19 protein-coding genes are annotated in these 16784 nt (G+C 72.5%); 3 read left to right on the top strand and 16 right to left on the bottom strand.

Annotated elements, in window-relative coordinates:
- Nucleotide 1: 1 nt before the first annotated feature.
- From NUM_RS10245 to NUM_RS10230, 4 genes are all read right to left on the bottom strand, one after another.
- Complete coding sequence (locus NUM_RS10245) at nt 2–1147, bottom strand: DUF5925 domain-containing protein (RefSeq protein WP_225918476.1); 1146 nt, start codon at nt 1145–1147, stop codon at nt 2–4.
- Between the two features lie 113 nt (nt 1148–1260).
- Nucleotides 1261–2400, bottom strand: coding sequence for a DUF5925 domain-containing protein (locus NUM_RS10240; protein ID WP_225918475.1), 1140 nt, complete (start codon nt 2398–2400; stop codon nt 1261–1263).
- Between the two features lie 34 nt (nt 2401–2434).
- Nucleotides 2435–4135: an ATP-binding cassette domain-containing protein gene (locus NUM_RS10235; RefSeq protein WP_207124546.1), complete on the bottom strand. Its 1701-nt coding sequence runs from the start codon at nt 4133–4135 to the stop codon at nt 2435–2437.
- Between the two features lie 67 nt (nt 4136–4202).
- The gene (locus NUM_RS10230; protein WP_207124545.1) at nt 4203–4811 is read right to left on the bottom strand and encodes a class I SAM-dependent methyltransferase; all 609 of its coding nucleotides are present in this window, start codon (nt 4809–4811) and stop codon (nt 4203–4205) included.
- A gap of 557 nt (nt 4812–5368) precedes the next feature.
- Here NUM_RS10230 and NUM_RS10225 point away from each other — a divergent pair.
- Nucleotides 5369–6373 (top strand): hypothetical protein, encoded by a 1005-nt coding sequence (locus tag NUM_RS10225; RefSeq protein ID WP_207124544.1) that lies wholly within the window; start codon nt 5369–5371, stop codon nt 6371–6373.
- An 87-nt stretch (nt 6374–6460) separates the two neighbouring features.
- Here NUM_RS10225 and NUM_RS10220 read toward each other — a convergent pair whose 3' ends face one another.
- On the bottom strand, nt 6461–7015 hold the full coding sequence (locus NUM_RS10220) for a TIGR03086 family metal-binding protein (RefSeq protein ID WP_207124543.1): 555 nt from the start codon (nt 7013–7015) through the stop codon (nt 6461–6463).
- 46 nt (nt 7016–7061) lie between these two features.
- Complete coding sequence (locus tag NUM_RS10215; protein WP_207124542.1) at nt 7062–7904, bottom strand: helix-turn-helix transcriptional regulator; 843 nt, start codon at nt 7902–7904, stop codon at nt 7062–7064.
- A 210-nt stretch (nt 7905–8114) separates the two neighbouring features.
- Between NUM_RS10215 and NUM_RS10210 the strand changes: the two genes are divergently transcribed.
- Entirely contained in the window at nt 8115–8846 is a 732-nt protein-coding gene (locus NUM_RS10210) for a DUF7873 family protein (RefSeq protein ID WP_207124541.1), read from the top strand.
- Between the two features lie 760 nt (nt 8847–9606).
- The gene (locus NUM_RS10205; RefSeq protein ID WP_207124540.1) at nt 9607–10143 is read left to right on the top strand and encodes a GNAT family N-acetyltransferase; all 537 of its coding nucleotides are present in this window, start codon (nt 9607–9609) and stop codon (nt 10141–10143) included.
- 158 nt (nt 10144–10301) lie between these two features.
- On the opposite strand, the gene truA is transcribed toward NUM_RS10205, so the two are convergent.
- The 10 genes from truA to map form a co-directional block, all read right to left on the bottom strand.
- Nucleotides 10302–11156: a tRNA pseudouridine(38-40) synthase TruA gene (truA, locus tag NUM_RS10200; protein WP_207124539.1), complete on the bottom strand. Its 855-nt coding sequence runs from the start codon at nt 11154–11156 to the stop codon at nt 10302–10304.
- Nucleotides 11157–11238: 82 nt separating this feature from the next.
- Entirely contained in the window at nt 11239–11742 is a 504-nt protein-coding gene (gene rplQ, locus NUM_RS10195) for a 50S ribosomal protein L17 (protein WP_207124538.1), read from the bottom strand.
- Nucleotides 11743–11857: 115 nt separating this feature from the next.
- On the bottom strand, nt 11858–12880 hold the full coding sequence (locus tag NUM_RS10190) for a DNA-directed RNA polymerase subunit alpha (protein WP_030446788.1): 1023 nt from the start codon (nt 12878–12880) through the stop codon (nt 11858–11860).
- Nucleotides 12881–13009: 129 nt separating this feature from the next.
- Nucleotides 13010–13636: a 30S ribosomal protein S4 gene (rpsD, locus tag NUM_RS10185; protein ID WP_203964001.1), complete on the bottom strand. Its 627-nt coding sequence runs from the start codon at nt 13634–13636 to the stop codon at nt 13010–13012.
- Between the two features lie 16 nt (nt 13637–13652).
- A complete protein-coding gene (gene rpsK, locus NUM_RS10180; protein ID WP_030446786.1) occupies nt 13653–14054 on the bottom strand; it encodes a 30S ribosomal protein S11 in 402 nt (133 codons plus the stop codon).
- A gap of 31 nt (nt 14055–14085) precedes the next feature.
- Nucleotides 14086–14466, bottom strand: coding sequence for a 30S ribosomal protein S13 (gene rpsM / locus NUM_RS10175; RefSeq protein WP_030446785.1), 381 nt, complete (start codon nt 14464–14466; stop codon nt 14086–14088).
- Between the two features lie 149 nt (nt 14467–14615).
- Complete coding sequence (gene rpmJ / locus NUM_RS10170; protein WP_021596712.1) at nt 14616–14729, bottom strand: 50S ribosomal protein L36; 114 nt, start codon at nt 14727–14729, stop codon at nt 14616–14618.
- Between the two features lie 150 nt (nt 14730–14879).
- On the bottom strand, nt 14880–15101 hold the full coding sequence (gene infA, locus NUM_RS10165) for a translation initiation factor IF-1 (RefSeq protein ID WP_030446784.1): 222 nt from the start codon (nt 15099–15101) through the stop codon (nt 14880–14882).
- 237 nt (nt 15102–15338) lie between these two features.
- Nucleotides 15339–15764 (bottom strand): DUF1707 SHOCT-like domain-containing protein, encoded by a 426-nt coding sequence (locus tag NUM_RS10160; RefSeq protein WP_225918474.1) that lies wholly within the window; start codon nt 15762–15764, stop codon nt 15339–15341.
- A 179-nt stretch (nt 15765–15943) separates the two neighbouring features.
- Nucleotides 15944–16768: a type I methionyl aminopeptidase gene (map, locus tag NUM_RS10155; RefSeq protein WP_225918473.1), complete on the bottom strand. Its 825-nt coding sequence runs from the start codon at nt 16766–16768 to the stop codon at nt 15944–15946.
- Nucleotides 16769–16784 lie beyond the last annotated feature (16 nt).

Raw genomic sequence — 16784 nt, 5'->3', positions numbered from 1 at the left:
CTCAGAGGTAGAAGCCACCGGCGGGGCGGGCGGTACGGGCCGCGTTGACCGCGCCGCCGCCGTCGCGCAGCGCGAACAGCTCCGCCAGGGTGGCGCCGTCCCCGGCGAGCGGGCCGGAGTCGCCCAGCCAGCGGGCGGCCTCCTCGTGCGGCAGCGCGCCGATCTCCAGGTGCGCCAGGCAGCGGCCAGGCCGGGTGACGGCCGGGTGCAGCCGGGTCAGGTCCTCGTTCGTGGTGATCGCCACCAGCACCCGGCGGGACTGGCCGAGCAGCCCGTCGGTGAGGTTGAGCAGCCGGGCCAGCGCCTGCCCGCTGGTGCGCTTGGCGTCCCCGCGGATCAACTCGTCGCAGTCCTCCAGCAGCAGCAGCCGCCAGCGGCCGTCGTCGTCGTCCTCGTCGTCGCCGAGCACCACGTCCATCAGGTAGCCGGGGTCGGCGAACAGGTGCTCCGGGTCGAGCACGCAGTCGACCTGGCACCAGTCGTGCCAGGCCCGGGCCAGCGAGCGCAGCGCGGTGGTCTTGCCGGTACCGGGCTCGCCGTGCAGCAACAGCAGCCGGCCGGCGGTCGGGCGCGGCCGGAACGCCATCACCTTGTCCAGGTCGGTACCGACGCTGGCGGCGTAGTTGCCGCGGATGTCCGCCCAGTTCGGCGCGTCCACCGCGCGCACCGTGCGGTAGCCGCCGCGGCGGGCGGAGTGGTACCAGAAGCCGAGTTCGACCTCGCTGTCGGCGGACTCCAGCAGCGGGGTCGCGGCGTCCGCGACCGCCTCGGCGAGGATCCGCTGCGCCAGCTCGTCGCTGACCGCGGTGACGGTCACCTCACCGCCGCCGCCGCGCCAGCGCACCGCGCGCAGCGTCCAGCCCTCGCCGGTGGCGAGCAGCGCCTCGCGGCGGTCACCGGACGCCTGCCGGACCGGTACGGCACCGGCCGGCAGCAGCGTCGCCTCCGGCCGTACGTGGTCGAGCCGGGTGGTGCGAGCCCACGGCTGGGCGCCGTCGGCGAACGGGGACAGCGACAGCGCGTCGACCACGTCGTACGTGGTGTCGGCGTCGTCCATGTGCACGACGATGGGCAGGGTGCGGACCGGGTCGTGCACGGCGGCCGGCACGGTCAGCTCGGGCACGGTCAGCTCACGGGGGGCGCTCACTCTTCGATGGTGTCCCGTCACGGGCCCCGCCGGACAGTGAGAAGGCACACCTCTGAGCTGCGAAAACAGATCAACTCGGGCCGCCGAACCGGGCGCCGGGGCCGCGGTGGGCGTTACAGGTAGAAGCCGCCGGCCGGTTCGGGTTCGTGGCGCAGCTCGACCGGGCGCCGGCCGGACCGCAGCGCGAACAGGTCCGCCAGCGTGGCGCCCTCGGCCGGCGCGGTCGCCGCGTCCCCCAGCCACTCCTGCGCCTCGTCGGCGGCGAACGGCCCCACCTCCACCTGCGCGAGGCACCGGCCGGCCCGTACCACCGCGGGGTGCAGCTGCTGCAGGTCCTCGTTGGTGGTGATGCCGACCATCACGTTGCGCCCCTGGCCGAGCAGGCCGTCGGTGAGGTTCAGCAGCCGGGACAGCGCCTGCCCGGTGGCGTACTTCGCCTCGCCGCGGACCAGCTCGTCGCAGTCCTCCAGCAGCAGCAGCCGCCACCGGCCGTCGTCGCTGTCGTCCCCGATGACCAGGTCCATCAGGTAGCTCGGCTCACCGAACAGCTTGTCCGGGTCGAGCACGCAGTCGACCTGGCACCAGTCGCGCCAGGCCCGGGCCAGCGACCGCAGCGCCGTGGTCTTGCCGGTACCGGGCGGGCCGTGCAACAGCAGCAGCCGGCCGGTGACCGTCTCCGCGGTCAGCGTCATCAGCGAGTCCAGCGCCGCGGACACCGGGCGCGCGTAGTTGCGCCGGATGTCGGCCCAGTCGGCGGCGGCGATCGACCTGGTCGTGCGGTACGCGCCGCGCCGGCTCGAGTGGTACCAGAAGCCCATCTCGACGGTGTCGCTCGGCGCCTTCTCCTCCGCCGCGGCGCCCGCGACGGCCCGTTCCAGTACCTGGTCGGCGAGCTCCTCGGACTCCGCGGTCACGGTGACCTCGCCGCCGCCGCTGTGCCAGCGGATCGCGCGCAGCGTCCAGCCGTCGCCGGCGACCAGCTGGGATCGGCGGGTGTCCTCGCGGACGCCGCGCAGCAGCCGACCGTCCGGCGGGATCAGGGTCGCCTCCGGCTTGACCCGGTCGAGCCGCACGGTGCGGGCGAACGGCTGCTCGCCGTTGGTGAACCGGGTCAGGGTCAGCGCGTCGATCACGTCGAACGGCTCGTCCGAGTCGTCGGCGGTCAGCCGGATCGGCAGTACCTGGGAGACGTCGTCCGGGTCGAGCTTCTGTCGGGGGTCCGGCGCGTCGAGCGCCTGACGGGGAATGGACACCAACCCATGGTCTCCCACCGCCGTCACCGCCCCGTCAGCGGACGTCCCAGACCGGCTCGGGGGTTTCGGTGACGGTGCCGTCGTTGGCGATCGTGACGAACCGGTCGAAGCCGCGGGTGAACCAGCGGTCGTGGGTGACCGCGACGACGGTACCGGCGAACGACGCGAGCCCGGCCTCCAGCGCCTCGGCGCTGACCAGGTCGAGGTTGTCGGTCGGCTCGTCGAGCAGCAGCAACGTCGCCCCGGACAGCTCCAGCAGCAGGATCAGGAACCGGGCCTGCTGGCCGCCGGACAGGGTGCCGAAGTCCTGCTCCGACTGCAACGCCAGCTCGTACCGGCTGAGCGCCTTCATCGCCGCCGACCGGTCCATCCCGGGCCGGTCCTCGTCGCCGTGCCACAGGATGTCGCGCAGCGACCTGCCGGCCAGCTCCGGGCGGTCGTGGGTCTGGGAGAAGTGCCCGGGGCGGACCCGCGCGCCGAGCCGCGCCACGCCGGTGTGCGCCACCGGTTTCAGCTGCGTGCCCGGCAGCACGGTGCCGGGCTCGGGATCGGTACCGCCGAGGGCCAGCAGGCGCAGCAGGTGCGACTTGCCGGTGCCGTTGGCGCCCAGCACCGCGACCCGGTCGCCGTACCAGACCTCCAGGTCGAACGGGTCGGTCAGGCCGGTGAGCGACAGCTGCTCGCACCTGATCGCCCGCTTGCCGGTACGGCCGCCGCGCAGGTCGATCCGGATGTCCTGGTCGCGCGGGCGTTCCGGAGGCGGGCCGGCCTCCTCGAACTTGGCCAGCCGGGTCTTCGCCGCCTGCAGCCGGCTCGCCATGTCCGAGTTGTACTTCGCCTTCTCCCGGTACATCAGCACCAGCTGCTTGATCTTGGCGTGCTCCTCGTCCCACCGGCGGCGCAGCTCGTCGAGCCGCTCGTACCGGTCCTCGCGGGCCTGGTGCCAGGTGGCGAAGCCGCCGCCGTGCGTCCAGCAGCTGCCGGACTCCAGCGTCACCACCCGGTCGGCGGTGTTCGCGAGCAGCTCCCGGTCGTGGCTGACGTACAAGATGCTCTTGTCGGAGGCGGTGAGTTGGCGCTCCAGCCGGCGCTTCGCCGGTACGTCGAGGAAGTTGTCCGGCTCGTCCAGCAGCAGCACCTCGTCCGGCCCGGCGAGCAGCAACTCCAGCGCGAACCGCTTCTGCTCGCCGCCGGACAGCGTGTCCAGCCGGCGGTCCTTGACGTCCGGCCACTCGGCGTCGAGCACCTCGATCGCGGCGACGTCGAACGCGACCTCCGCCTCGTACCCGCCGGCGTCGCCCCACGCCGCCAGCGCCTCCGCGTAGCGCACCTGGGCCCGCCGGGCCACGTTGGAGAACTTGCCCCGGGTCTCCTCGGCGCGCATCCGCCGTTCCGCCTCGGCGAGGGTACGGCCGGCCTCGCGCACCGTGGGCGGCGCGAGCGACAGCGCCAGGTCGCCGAGCGTCCAGGCACCGTGCGGGGCGTCGATGCCGGGCATCGCCCGGTTCATCCCGATGAACTGGCGCATCACGCCCAGACCGCCGGACCGGGCGATCGCGCCGGTGTGCACCGGGGAGTCGCCCGCGACCATCGAGACCAGCGTCGTCTTGCCGGCCCCGTTCGCACCGACCAGGGCGACCTTGGCGCCCTCGCCGACCCGGAACGACACGTCCGCGAACAGTTCCCGGCCGTCCGGCAGCACCTGCGCCACCCCGGCCACGTCGACATACCCCACGGCTACCGGAGTCTGCCGGCCCGCCGGCCGGAACGCGAACCCAATTCGGCCCGGCCGGCGGCCGCCGTCAGTCGGTGTCGCGAGTGACGCTGAGCACCCGGTACCCCTTCTGGCTGGCGTGCCGGTCGACGGCGTAGCCGCGCTCGGTCAGCCAGCCGGCCAGCGAGTCCGCGCCGAGGTTGCGCGACACGACCAGCCAGGCGACCCCGCCGGGCGCGAGCCGCGGCAGCCAGGTCTGCAGCAGCTCGTGCAGCGCCGGCTTGCCGATCCGGATCGGCGGGTTCGACCAGATCTCGTCGAACCGGACGTCGGCCGGGACCTGCTCGGGCGTCGCCGGTACGACCCGGTCGGCGGCACCGATGCGCGCCGCGTTCTCCCGCACCAGCTCCAGCGCGCGGCTGTTGACGTCCACCGCGTACACGGTGGCCTCCGGCGCGCTGACCGCGAGCGTCGCCGCGATCGGCCCGTACCCGCAGCCCAGGTCGAGCAGGGTGCCGGCGCGGCGCGGCAACGGCGCCTTGCGCAGCAGCACCGCGGTGCCCGGATCCAGCCGGGACGCGGAGAACACGCCGGCGGAGGCGGTTAGTTCCAGCTCCCGGCCGGCCGCCGTGAACGACACCTGTACCCGGGTCGCCGGCGCGGCCGGATCCGCGGAGAAGTAGTGGTCGTTCGGCACGGCTGGTCCCCTCGAAAAGGTTGGGTACGCTGGCGCGCATGACGCACCGGGACCCACGGTATCCGGGTGGCCCCGAGCGCTTCCCCGACGGCCCGAACGGTGCCGGCAGGCCGGGGCCGGCCGACGAGCAACCCACCACGCAGTCGTCGGCTCCACCGCCGCCGGCCGCGCCGCCGTTCGTCCCGCCGCCGGGTTTCGGCGACGCCGCCCCGAGCTTCGGCACCGCGGCCGCCCCTGGCTTCGGGCCCTCCGCCGGACCGGGCTCCGGATCCGCGCCGGGCTCGGGATTCGGACCCGCGTCCGGAACCGCCCCCGGCCCCGGCACCGGGCCAGCCGTCGGGCCAGCCGCCGGCCAGCATTCCGGGCCCATCACCGGCGCCGGCTTCGGCGCTTCCGCCGCACTGGGCTTCGGAACCGCACCCGGCCCCGGCACCGGGGGGTTCGCGGGCGGCCCGAACGCCGGCAACCCCGCGGGCGTTCCGGGCGGCAGGTCGGCGGGTGGCGGCGGCTTCGCAGGCAGCGGGCCGGCGGGTGCCGGCTTCACAGGCAGCGGGTCCGTGGGTGACGGCGGCTTCGCAGGCGGCGGGTCGGCGGGTGGCGGCTTCGCACCGCCGCCCGGCACCGGGTTCACGCCGCCTGGGCCCGGCGGTACCGGGTTCGCGCCGTCTGGGCCCGGCGGTACCGGCGATGCCGGGTTCGCGCCGCCCGGGCGGGGTGCGCCCGACCCGTTCGCGCAGTCGGCCGGGTGGCAGCCCGGCGCACCGCAGGACGACCGGTACCAGCAGTCCGGCGGCGCGCCGCCGGTCGTGCCGCCCCCGGTCACGGTCGGGCCGCCGCCGGAGCGCGGACCACGGCTGTGGCCGAAGGTACTGGCCGGCATCGTCGCCGTGGTGGTGCTGGCCGGGCTGCTCGCCGGGTCGTATGCGCTGGTGCGGCGCAGCCCGACGGACAAGCCGTCGACCAGCCAGTCGGCCCGGGCGCAGTCGCCGACCGGCAGCCCCACGCCGGAGAAGTCACCGATCGACGTCAGTGCGCGGGTCACCGATCCGGCGCCGCTGACCGTCAAGGAGGTCTTCGGCGCCGACGACCTGCACCCCGATCCGGGCCGGGACGCCGTCTACCACGTCCTCGCCCGGGACGAGCCGCTGACCAACTGCGCCAAGGCCGCGCGCGGGCAGGTCGGTGGCGTGCTCGCGCAGTACAAGTGCGACCAGGTGGTCCGGGCGACGGTCGCCGCGCCGGCCAAGGGTTACGTGGCGACCGTCGGGATCGCCAACCTGGCCGACTCGGACGGCGCGCAGGCGGCCACCGACAAGATCAAGGACCTGGGCAAGGCGGGCGACGGCGCGCTCACTGCGCTGTCCGCGCCGGGGGCGACCAAGCTGGCGAAGTCGCCGACCGCCTTCACCCTCCAGCCGTACGGCCACTACCTGCTCTACGTGGTCGTCGGCCGCACCGACGGGAAGGCGCCGAGCGCCAACGCCACGATCCAGCAGATCGTCACCGACCTGGTGCAGAGCTACCTGACCGGCGTGATCGACGCCCGCCGCACCGCCGACTGACCCGCGCCGCCCCGCCGTTGATCACGGTGTCCACCGGAGCGGCAAGCGCTTTCCGACGGACCGCGCCGGGCTCGACGCGGGGGTCGGTCAGCGCCGAGGGTCGCGGCCGAGCAGGCCGAGCAGCCGGTCCTGCTCCGGGGCGTCCGACGGCACCGGTACGGCCGGGCCGCACACGCCGTCGGTGCGCAGCATGTCGCCCATCCCGACCGCCTGCTGGTAGGTGGAGTGCACCTCGTCGGCCGGCAACGTCTCGTCGCCGCCGGTCGCGCGGGCGATGTCCCAGCCGTGAATCAGCAGGTCGAACAGGCAGAAGCCGCCGATGGTCTGCGCCAACGAGGTGCGCCCGAACATCCCGTCGTACTCCAGCCCGGCGCGCGCCGGGTCGGCCAGGATCTCCTGCAGCTGGTCCCGGGCACCGCGCCAGGCGCCGACCGGGTCGTCGTCCACCGACCCGATCGTCACGGTCAGCCCGACCTGCGCCGGCATGTCCCGGTACGAGGTCTCCAGTACGTGCCGGAGCACGTCCCGCGCCGTCCAGCCGGCGCACGGCGATGCGTTGTCCCACGCGGTGTCCGGCACCGCGACCACCCGCCGGTCGAACTCGGCGGCGAGCTTCTGGTGCCGTTGTGCGATCTCACTCATGCCCTCATCGTGCGCCGTCTCACCCGACCCGTCGTGTACGAATCGGTCACGCCCGGCCCGCCGGCGCGAGCGGCGCGGGCCGGGCCCCGACCAGTACGGCGGGGCTGACGCCGGCGATCTGCCGGCAGTCCCGGGACAGGTGCGGCTGATCGGCGTACCCGGCGAGGACCGCCAGCGTGGCGAGTCCGGCGTCGGTGCGCCGGGCCAGCGCCAGGAACCGCTGCAACCGCAGGATCCGGCGCAGCGTGGCCGGCCCGTACCCGAAGGCGGCCTGGCACCGCCGGTGCAGCTGCCGGCCGCTGCGACCGGTCTCCGCGGCCAGGTCGGCCACGGCGGTGGCCGGGTCGGCGGTGAGCAGCCCGGCGACGGTACCGGCGACCGGGTCCGGCTCGGCCGCCCCGGTCAGCCAGCCGCGGGCCGTGCCGTGCAGGATGCCGAGCCGGGCGGCCGGATCGCGCGCGGTGGCGAGCCGGTCGGTGAGCCGCCGCGCGAACCGGGAGCCGAGCAGGTCGTCCACCGGCACCCGCCGGTCGCGCAGCTGCGCCACGTCGATCCGCAGCGCGGACGCCGCCTGCCCGGGCCGGAACCGCACCCCGACCGCCTCGACCGGCGCCGGCAGCTCGGTCTGCCAGGCGGCGGTTTCCGGACCGCAGACCCACAGCGCGCCGGTGTCGAGCCACAGCAGCTCGACCGCACCGTCCGGGACCAGCCGGTACCGCCCGGCCATCCGCGCGGTCCAGCCGACCGCCAGGCCACCGGTGAGGTCGGCGGGCGGCGGTGCCGGCCGGTACCAGGTGCGGCCGGTCGGCGCCGACCACTCGGCCGCGCTGGCCGCGGCGGGCGCGGACCAGGCGCCGCTGGTTGCCCCGCGTCGACCCGTCCCGGTCATACGGCCGAGGCTACTGCGGCACTCCGACGTTTCGGCCCGCCCGGCGAACCGGCGCCCACCGCGCGGCGGCGATCCCGGCGGTCCGCGGGACCCGCCGGGGCCGAAATCGGGTGCCGGTCGGTTGCCTGCGAAAGGTAGCCTCCGGCGGCGAATCACCCATCCCCGTCGCTGCCGACGACCGGACGGAATTCAACGACGAAAGCAGACACGATGGCAAAGCTGAACCAGATCATCGCCGTGGAGAAGGGCGTCAAGAGCCGCTCGTTCGCCGAACTGACGGCGAGCCACCACACCCTGCAGAAGCAGGCGGCGCTGTCCGGCATCTCCCGGACGTACCAGCCGAAGGACGAGGAGGGCGAGCGACTGCCACCGGAGTCCACCCGGGTTCAGGTGAAGGCCGAGGAGGTCATCCGCGAGACGTCGCGGATCCTCACCAAGCTGTTCGACGTGACCGCGACCAAGGACTGGGCGAACTGCACCGCCCGCGCCGACGTGGTCGTGGACGGCCGGACGATCCTCGCCGAGGTCCCGGTGACCTACCTGCTGTTCCTGGAGAAGCAGCTGGTCGACCTGCACACGTTCATCCGCAAGCTGCCGGTGCTGGACGCCGCCGAGTCGTGGAACTACGACTCGTCCGCGGACTGCTTCGCCACCGAGCCGGTGCAGACGCTGCGCACCCGCAAGGTGCCGCGCAACCACGTCAAGGCGGAGGCGACCGAAAAGCACCCGGCCCAGGTCGAGGTGTACCACGAGGACGTGACCGTGGGCTACTGGCGCACCGTGAAGTTCTCCGGCGCGCTGCCGGCCAGCCGGGTCAACGAGCTCATCGACCGGGTGGAGAAGCTGCAGGCGGCGGTCAAGTTCGCCCGCGAGGACGCGAACGGCACCGAGGTCGAGGACCGCAAGGTCGGCGAGCGGGTGCTCGGCTACCTGTTCGGCTGACGACCGGGGCCACGGCCGGCGGCGGATGCCCGCGGCCAGCTGCCGGCCACGTCGCCGGCTGCGCGCGGCCGGCTGCCGGGCCACGACGGTGCGTGCGCGCGACCGGCGGTGGGGCTGACCGGCGAATGCGCTCGAACGGTTTGGTGGCGCGGGTTATGCTGGCCGCGCGCCACAGGAGCGCAGACTGAGACTGATGCTCAGCCTGAACCAGGGTCGCGCAGACAGGGATTCTGCGCGTTCCAGGCTCCGGGTCCACAGTGGAGGTTCGAGTCCTCCTCCCGTCACCCGTGACGGGATAGCCCAACTGGCAGAGGCAGTCCCGGAGACCGACTCACGTTCACGCTATCGCTCCAGTTTCAGCATTTCGTCGAGCGTCGAATCGAGGGAGTCAGGACGTAGACCCAGGTTGCCGGTTCGAATCCGGCCCGCCCGGCCAACGAAACCGTTGCGCCGCAACGGTTTCCCATCGGGCGGTAGACTCAATGGCAGAGTCGTGGGTCGTGAAGATGATCCGGCTCTTAAACGTGTCGACGCGGCAAAGTCGGCGAGGGTATTGGGCAGCAGGTTGGAGGTTCGAGTCCTCCCCGGCGGTCACGCCGGTAGCTCAATTCGGTAGAGCAGTTGCGATCCCATTGGACCCGGCGGATGGCTACTCCGCCGGGTCCTCTCTTTGCCGCCCGGGAGCGAGCGCGATTATCCACAGTGGACTGTGCCGGATTATCCGGTTTCCGGCCGATGCCCGGCGCGCTACCGTCGGCGGATGGTCGGTACGTACTACACGCAACGGCTGCGGCTGGAGCCGATCACCGCGGCGGATGCGGTCGGCCTGTGGCGGCTGCACGCCGACGAGCCGGTCGCCATCTGGTGGCTCGGGCGGCTCCGGCTGCCGGCGGCGCAGGCCGTCGCGGACGAGATGGCCGCCGGCTGGGCGCGCGACGGCGTGCACAAGTGGCTCGCGTACGACCGGGTCAGCGGCGAGCTGATCGGCCGCGGCGGCCTGTCGTACCAGCACGTCGACGGCGCCCGCCGACTGGAGATCGGGTGGATCGTGCGGGCCCGGTACTGGGGGCGCGGCTACGCCACCGAGATCGGCCGCGCCGGGCTGGACGTCGGCTTCGGCGAGCTCGGCGCCGACGAGATCGTCGCGTTCACCGAGCCGGACAACCGCCGGTCCCGCGCGGTGATGGAGCGGCTCGGCATGCGCGATCCGCGCCCGATCACGCACCGCGGCGAGCACTTCGTCCTCTACACCCTGCCCCGCCCCTCACCTCGGCCGAGCACCCGGCACAGCCGCTGACCTCGGCCGAGCACCCGGCACAGCCCACCTCGGCCGAGCACCCGGCGCAGCCCCAGCGAGAGCGAGCGCCGGCCCAGTGTGTCCGTACCGGGCGGGCGGTTACGGGTCGCGGCGCCCGGCAGCGGCGACCCGTAGCTCGTCCGGTACCGGCGGCGCGGTCACCCGTCGCGGCGGCGGAGCGGGCAGACGTCGCGGCGGCGGCGGGTGGCGGCGTCCCGGCTGGCCCACTCGGCCGGTTCGCTCGGATAGTCGACGCCGACCAGGGTCAGGCCGTGCGCCGGCGCCACGGTGACCTCGCTGGAGCGCTCGGTCCGGGTCAGCAGGCTCGCCGGCCAGTCCACCGGTCGCCGACCCTCGCCGACCGCGAGCAGCGCGCCGACCAGGCTGCGCACCATCGCCTGGCAGAACGCGTCCGCCGACACCGCGACCGTGACGACGTCGCCGTCCCGGGTCACGTCGAGCCGCTGCAGCTCGCGGATCGTGGTTGCGTCCGGCTTGCGCCGGCAGTACGCGGCGAAGTCGTGCTCGCCGAGCAGCCCCGGCGCGGCGGCCGCCATCGCGTCGAGCGACAGCGGGCGCGGCCAGCCCAGCGTGTCGAACCGGCGCAGCGGCGGCGGCCCGGCCGGGTCGTCGGTGATCCGGTACCGGTAGTGCCGGCGCAACGCCGAGAACCGCGCGTCGAACCGGTCGTCGACGACCTCGACCCTCGGCACCCGCACGTCGGGCGGCAGCACCCCGGCGAGCCGCCGTACCAGCAGGACCGGGTCCGGTTCGCCGGCGCCGCGCGAGGTGGCCACCCGCCGCCACTGGTCGTCCGGTACGTCGACGTGGCAGACCTGGCCGGTGGCGTGCACGCCGGCGTCGGTGCGGCCGGCGACGGTCAGCCCGGTCGCCGGGTCGAACAGCCGGTCCAGCGCCGCGGTCAGCTCACCGGCGACGGTGCGTCGTTCCGGCTGCACCGCCCAGCCGGAGAACCCGGTCCCGTCGTACGCCACCCGCAACCGCAGCCGCACCGCCACCACCTTCGCTTCCGGTACGCACCGAGCCCGCCACCACGGGGGTGACGGGCTCGGGCATCGCACAGCGAGGAGAGATCTACTCCTCGGTCTTGCTCTCGTCGGACGCGGCCGGCTCGTCGGCCTCCGCCGCCGGAGCCGGGGTCGACTCCTCCGGCGCCAGCGCGGCGGCGTTGTCCTGCTTCTTCGCCGGGCGGGACGAACGGGCCGGCTTCGCCGGCTCGGCCAGCTCCTCGACCAGCTCGATGACGGCCATCGGCGCGTTGTCGCCCTTGCGCGGGCCCACCTTCACGATCCGGGTGTAGCCACCCGGCCGGGCGGTGAACCGCGGTGCGATCTCGGCGAACAGCTGGTACGCCACGTCCTTGTCACGGATGACGGTGGCGACCCGGCGACGCGCGTGCAGGTCGCCGCGCTTGGCGAAGGTCACCATCCGCTCGGCCAGCGGACGGACCCGCTTGGCCTTGGCCTCGGTGGTGGTGATCCGGCCGTGCTTGAACAGCGACGTCGCCAGGTTCGCCAGCAGCATCCGCTCGTGGGCCGGGCTGCCACCCAGGCGGGCACCCCTGGTCGGCTTGGGCATTTCTCAGGCTCCTTATTCAGTGCGGCTCGGGGGTGCCCCTTGCCGGCGAAGTACTCCAGCGCAGTACTGCTCCGTCGTGGGTCGCGACGAAGGCTGGCCACGTCGCGACTCGCGGCTACAGCTGCTCGGTCTCGCGGTAGTCGTTGCCGTCGTAGTCCGGCTCGGCGAAGCTCTCCGCGACGCTGGCGGGGTCGAACCCGGGAGCCTGGTCCTTCAGGCCCAGCCCCATACCGGCCAGCTTCATCTTGACCTCGTCGATGGACTTCTGACCGAAGTTCCGGATGTCCAGCAAGTCAGCCTCGGTACGGGACAGCAGCTCACCGACGCTGTTGATGCCCTCGCGCTTGAGGCAGTTGTACGACCGGACGGTCAGGTCCAGCTCCTCGATCGGCAGCGCCAGGTCGGCAGCGAGCTGCGCGTCCTGCGGCGACGGGCCGATGTCGATGCCCTCGGCCGCCTCGTCCAGCTCGCGGGCTAGCCCGAACAGCTCGACCAGGGTCGAACCGGCGGAGGCCAGCGCGGTACGCGGCGAGATCGAGTTCTTCGTCTCGACGTCCAGGATCAGCTTGTCGAAGTCGGTGCGCTGCTCGACACGAGTGGCCTCGACCCGGTAGCTGACCTTGAGCACCGGCGAGTAGATCGAGTCGACCGGGATCCGGCCGATCTCCTGGCCCTGCTGCTTGTTCTGCGCCGCGGTCACGTACCCGCGGCCACGCTCGACGACGAGCTCCATGTCCAGCCGACCCTTGTCGTTCAGGGTGGCCAGGTGCAGGTCGGGGTTGTGCACCTCGACGCCGGCCGGCGGCTGGATGTCGCCCGCGGTGACCGGGCCGGGGCCCTGCTTGCGCAGGTACATGGTGACCGGCTCGTCGTGCTCGGAGCTGACGGTCAGCTCCTTGATGTTCAGCACCAGGTCGACGACGTCCTCCTTGACCCCGGGGATCGTCGTGAACTCGTGCAGCACGCCGTCGATCTTGATGCTGGTGACGGCCGCGCCGGGAATCGAGCTGAGCAGGGTACGCCGCAGCGAGTTGCCGAGGGTGTACCCGAAGCCGGGCTCCAACGGCTCGATCGTGAACCGCGAACGGTTCTCGACGATCGACTCCTCGGACAGCGACGGCCGCTGGGTGATGAGCACGGTGTATCTCCTTCTAAGTCGGACGCCCGCCATATGACGCCGCAAACTTCACGCTGCGGTTCCGGGGCATGCGCCCCGGGCCGGGTCGCGAACCGCCGACGAGCGGCCCGCGACCCGATGCCACAGGTGTTACTTCGAGTAGTACTCGACGATGAGCTGCTCCTGCACCGGCGTGTCGATGACCTGCCGGGCCGGCGTCGAGTGGATCAGAACCTTCATCTGGCCGGGGATCGCCTCCAGCCACGCCGGGACGGTCTTCTCGCCGGCCTCGGCCCGCGCGACCACGAACGGCGTCAGCTCGCGGGACTTCTCCCGGACCTCGACGATGTCGTGCTCGGAGACCTGGTACGACGGGATGTCGACCTTGCGGCCGTTCACCACGATGTGACCGTGCCGGATCAGCTGGCGGGCCATGTCACGCGACTTCGCGTAGCCGGCCCGGTAGAGCACGTTGTCCAGCCGCATCTCCAGCAGCTGCAGCAGCGCCTCGCCGGTCTTGCCCTTCTGCCGGTTCGCCTCGTCGTAGTACCGGACGAACTGCTTCTCGAGCACGCCGTAGACCCGCTTGGCCTTCTGCTTCTCACGCAGCTGGAGCAGGTACTCGGTCTCCTTGAGCCGACCGCGGCCGTGCTGGCCGGGCGGGTAGGGCCGGGACTCCAGCGGGCACTTCGGGCCCTCGCACTTGCTGCCCTTGAGGTACAGCTTCATCTTCTCGCGACGGCACCGGCGGCAGTCCGCGCCTGTGTAACGAGCCATGATTCTCTGCTCCCCCTCAGACCCGACGCCGCTTCGGCGGACGGCATCCGTTGTGCGGCTGCGGCGTGACGTCCTGGATCGAACCGACCTCGAGCCCGGCGCCCTGCAGCGACCGGATCGCGGTCTCCCGGCCGGAACCGGGACCCTTGACGAACACGTCGACCTTGCGCATGCCGTGCTCCATGGCACGGCGGGCGGCGGCCTCGGCCGCCATCTGCGCCGCGAACGGGGTCGACTTGCGGGAGCCCTTGAAACCCACCTGGCCGGACGACGCCCACGAGATCACCGCGCCGGTCGGGTCGGTGATCGACACGATCGTGTTGTTGAACGTGCTCTTGATGTGGGCGTGGCCGTGGGCCACGTTCTTCTTCTCCTTGCGCCGTACCTTCTTGGCACCGGCGCGCGCCTTGGGCGGCATACCTGTATGTCTCTCCTAATCGAGGTGGCTACTACTTCTTGCCGGGCTTCTTCTTGCCGGCGACGGTGCGCTTGGGACCCTTGCGTCCACGCGCGTTGGTACGGGTCCGCTGCCCGCGGACGGGCAGGCCGCGACGGTGCCGGATGCCCTGGTAGCAACCGATCTCGATCTTGCGCCTGATGTCCGAAGCAACCTCGCGGCGAAGGTCGCCCTCTACCTGGTAGTTGGCCTCGATCCAGTCGCGGAGCGAAACCAGCTCCTCGTCGGTGAGGTCACGGACGCGCTTGTCCGGGCTCACGCCGGTCTTCGCGAGCGTCTCCGCCGCGCGAGTCCGACCGACCCCGTAGATGTACGTGAGCGCGATCTCCAGCCGCTTTTCGCGGGGGAGATCAACGCCGACCAGACGTGCCATTGCTGGGCGTGCTCCTCGTGTCCTTCCGGAGGTCTGCGCCCGTCCGTCCCCGCCCGCCCAATGAGCGGGGCCCCGGCCTCCGGGCCGGGGGTGAACTGTGGACGGGCCTTTCTGTTGTCAGCGTCGAGATCCGCTGGTTCGGTGCTGGGTCAGCCCTGACGCTGCTTGTGGCGCGGGTCGGAGCAGATCACCATGACCCGGCCGTGGCGACGGATCACCCGGCACTTGTTGCAGATCTTCTTGACGCTCGGCTTTACCTTCACGGTTGTTGGCTTCCTTGTTGCGATCCTCGCCCCGCGTATGCGGGAACGCGTTCGATCACGGACACGCGGATCCGCGTCAGCGAGCAGACGGCGAGGCGTCTCGGACCACGGCCCGACAGCCTCGCCACTCGAAGCGGCCCGACGAGCGGGCTACTTGTAGCGGTAGACGATGCGACCCCGAGTCAGGTCGTAGGGAGAGAGCTCCACGACGACTCGGTCTTCCGGCAGGATGCGGATGTAGTGCTGCCGCATCTTGCCGCTGATGTGTGCCAACACCCGGTGACCGTTGGTGAGCTCCACGCGGAACATCGCGTTCGGCAGGGGCTCGACGACACGGCCCTCGATCTCGATGGCGCCGTCCTTTTTCGGCATGTCCTCCGCTAACCGTGACGAGTCGGATCCTATGGTCGACGTACAACACCCTCAGCCGCGCCCCGGCGGACCGGCCGAACGCTGTGCGCCCGCCTCGCAGGAGACGAGGTCACGACGTCGTTCGGATTCCGGACACAAAGGGACGGGCGCTGTGCGCCACCGGATATCTTAGCCCGCCGCCCCCGCGCCTGCCAGCAGGGGTGGTGGAGGTCGCGGCCGAGCCGGTCGCGACCTCTCTCAACGCCGCCCGTACCGCCCGGAGCGGGCCAGGCCCCAGAAGCCGAAGATGAACAACGGCCAGAACGGCACCAACACCCCACCGCTGGCCACCGAGAGCAACACGCTCAGGCCGATGAACACGAACACCACCGACAGCAGCGCCACCGTCCGGTTCGGGTGGGCAGAGCGTTGCTGCTCGCGCACCCGCCCCAGCGCCGGCGGCACCGGCATCGGCACGTCGGGCAGGTCCGCGGTCAGCGGCACCAGCTCGCGATAGGTCTTCGCCTGGTACGCCGACTGCACCCGCTGGTCGTACTCGTCGAGCTCCAGCCGACCCTCGCCGAGCGCGGTGCGCAGCCGCTCGGCGACCTCCTGCCGCTCGGCATCGGAAACCCGCATGTCCTGCCGGTCCACGGCCGCCCCCTCCCCGCGCTGCAGAGCCACCACGTCCATCGTACGGCGGGGAATTCGGGAAAGCGCTTACCCCGGCCAGCTCGCCGGCTCAGTGACCTCTCAGGCGGCAAACGGCGCCCAGACAGCGCACGGGCAGTCGGGTCAGCCTGCCGACCCCCGCGGCCAGGCCACGCACGCCCGTAGCCGGGGCGGTCCGGCCGAACCGGCCGTCAGTCGGCCGAGTCGGCGAGGGCGGACGCCAGCGGACCGAGCCGCTCCTTGCCACCATCGACCGCGGTCAGCACCCACAGCCCGTCGCCGCACAGCGCGATCGAGTGCTCCACGTGCGCGGCGCGGGAGCCGTCGACGGTGACCACCGTCCACTGGTCGTCCTGCTCCACCACGTCGGCCGAGCCCATCGTGATCATCGGCTCGATGGCCAACGCCATCCCGGGAACGAGCTTCGGCCCGCGGCCCGGCTTGCCGTAGTTGAGGATGTGCGGGTCCTGGTGCATCTCGGTGCCGATGCCGTGCCCGCCGTACCCCTCGACGATCCCGTACGGCCCGCCCGCGTGCACCGTGCGCTCCACCGCGGCGGAGATGTCGGTGAGCTTCCGGCCGGTACCGGCAGCGGCGATGCCGGCCCACATCGCGTCCTCGGCCACCTCGATCATCCGCAGCAACGCGGGGTCGACCTCACCCACCGGTACCGTGATCGCCGAGTCGCCGTGCCAGCCGGCGATGATCGCGCCGGCGTCGATCGAGATGATGTCGCCCTCGGCCAGTACCTGCTTGCGGCTCGGGATCGCGTGCACGACCTGGTCGTTGACCGACGCGCAGATCGTCGCCGGATAGCCGTAGTAGCCCTTGAAGTTCGGGATCCCGCCGTTGGCCCGGATGTTCTCCTCGGCCAGCTCGTCCAGCTCGGCGGTGGACACGCCCGGCGCCACCGCGGCCCGCACCTTCGCCAGGGTGTCCGCGACGAGCAGCCCGGCCCGCCGCATCATCCTGATCTGTTCCGGCGTCTTGAGCTGGATCTGCTGCTTGGCGAACAAGGTGGTTCCTCACGGA

Origin of the sequence: Actinocatenispora comari, from assembly GCF_017312725.1 — a bacterium.
In the GTDB taxonomy this organism is placed as follows: domain Bacteria; phylum Actinomycetota; class Actinomycetes; order Mycobacteriales; family Micromonosporaceae; genus Actinocatenispora; species Actinocatenispora comari.
The sequence above is the reverse complement of the archived record's forward strand: the minus strand, read 5'-3'. Positions and strand labels throughout refer to the sequence as shown.

Bases quoted from the DNA above. Each gene is read 5' to 3' on its own strand.
- rplQ (WP_207124538.1), bottom strand. From the start codon at position 11,742: ATGCCCAAGCCGACCAGGGGTGCCCGCCTGGGTGGCAGCCCGGCCCAC.
- NUM_RS10205 (WP_207124540.1), top strand. From the start codon at position 9,607: ATGGTCGGTACGTACTACACGCAACGGCTGCGGCTGGAGCCGATCACC.
- infA (WP_030446784.1), bottom strand. From the start codon at position 15,101: ATGCCGAAAAAGGACGGCGCCATCGAGATCGAGGGCCGTGTCGTCGAG.
- rpsD (WP_203964001.1), bottom strand. From the start codon at position 13,636: ATGGCTCGTTACACAGGCGCGGACTGCCGCCGGTGCCGTCGCGAGAAG.
- NUM_RS10210 (WP_207124541.1), top strand. From the start codon at position 8,115: ATGGCAAAGCTGAACCAGATCATCGCCGTGGAGAAGGGCGTCAAGAGC.
- rpsK (WP_030446786.1), bottom strand. From the start codon at position 14,054: ATGCCGCCCAAGGCGCGCGCCGGTGCCAAGAAGGTACGGCGCAAGGAG.
- rpsM (WP_030446785.1), bottom strand. From the start codon at position 14,466: ATGGCACGTCTGGTCGGCGTTGATCTCCCCCGCGAAAAGCGGCTGGAG.
- NUM_RS10220 (WP_207124543.1), bottom strand. From the start codon at position 7,015: ATGAGTGAGATCGCACAACGGCACCAGAAGCTCGCCGCCGAGTTCGAC.
- NUM_RS10215 (WP_207124542.1), bottom strand. From the start codon at position 7,904: ATGACCGGGACGGGTCGACGCGGGGCAACCAGCGGCGCCTGGTCCGCG.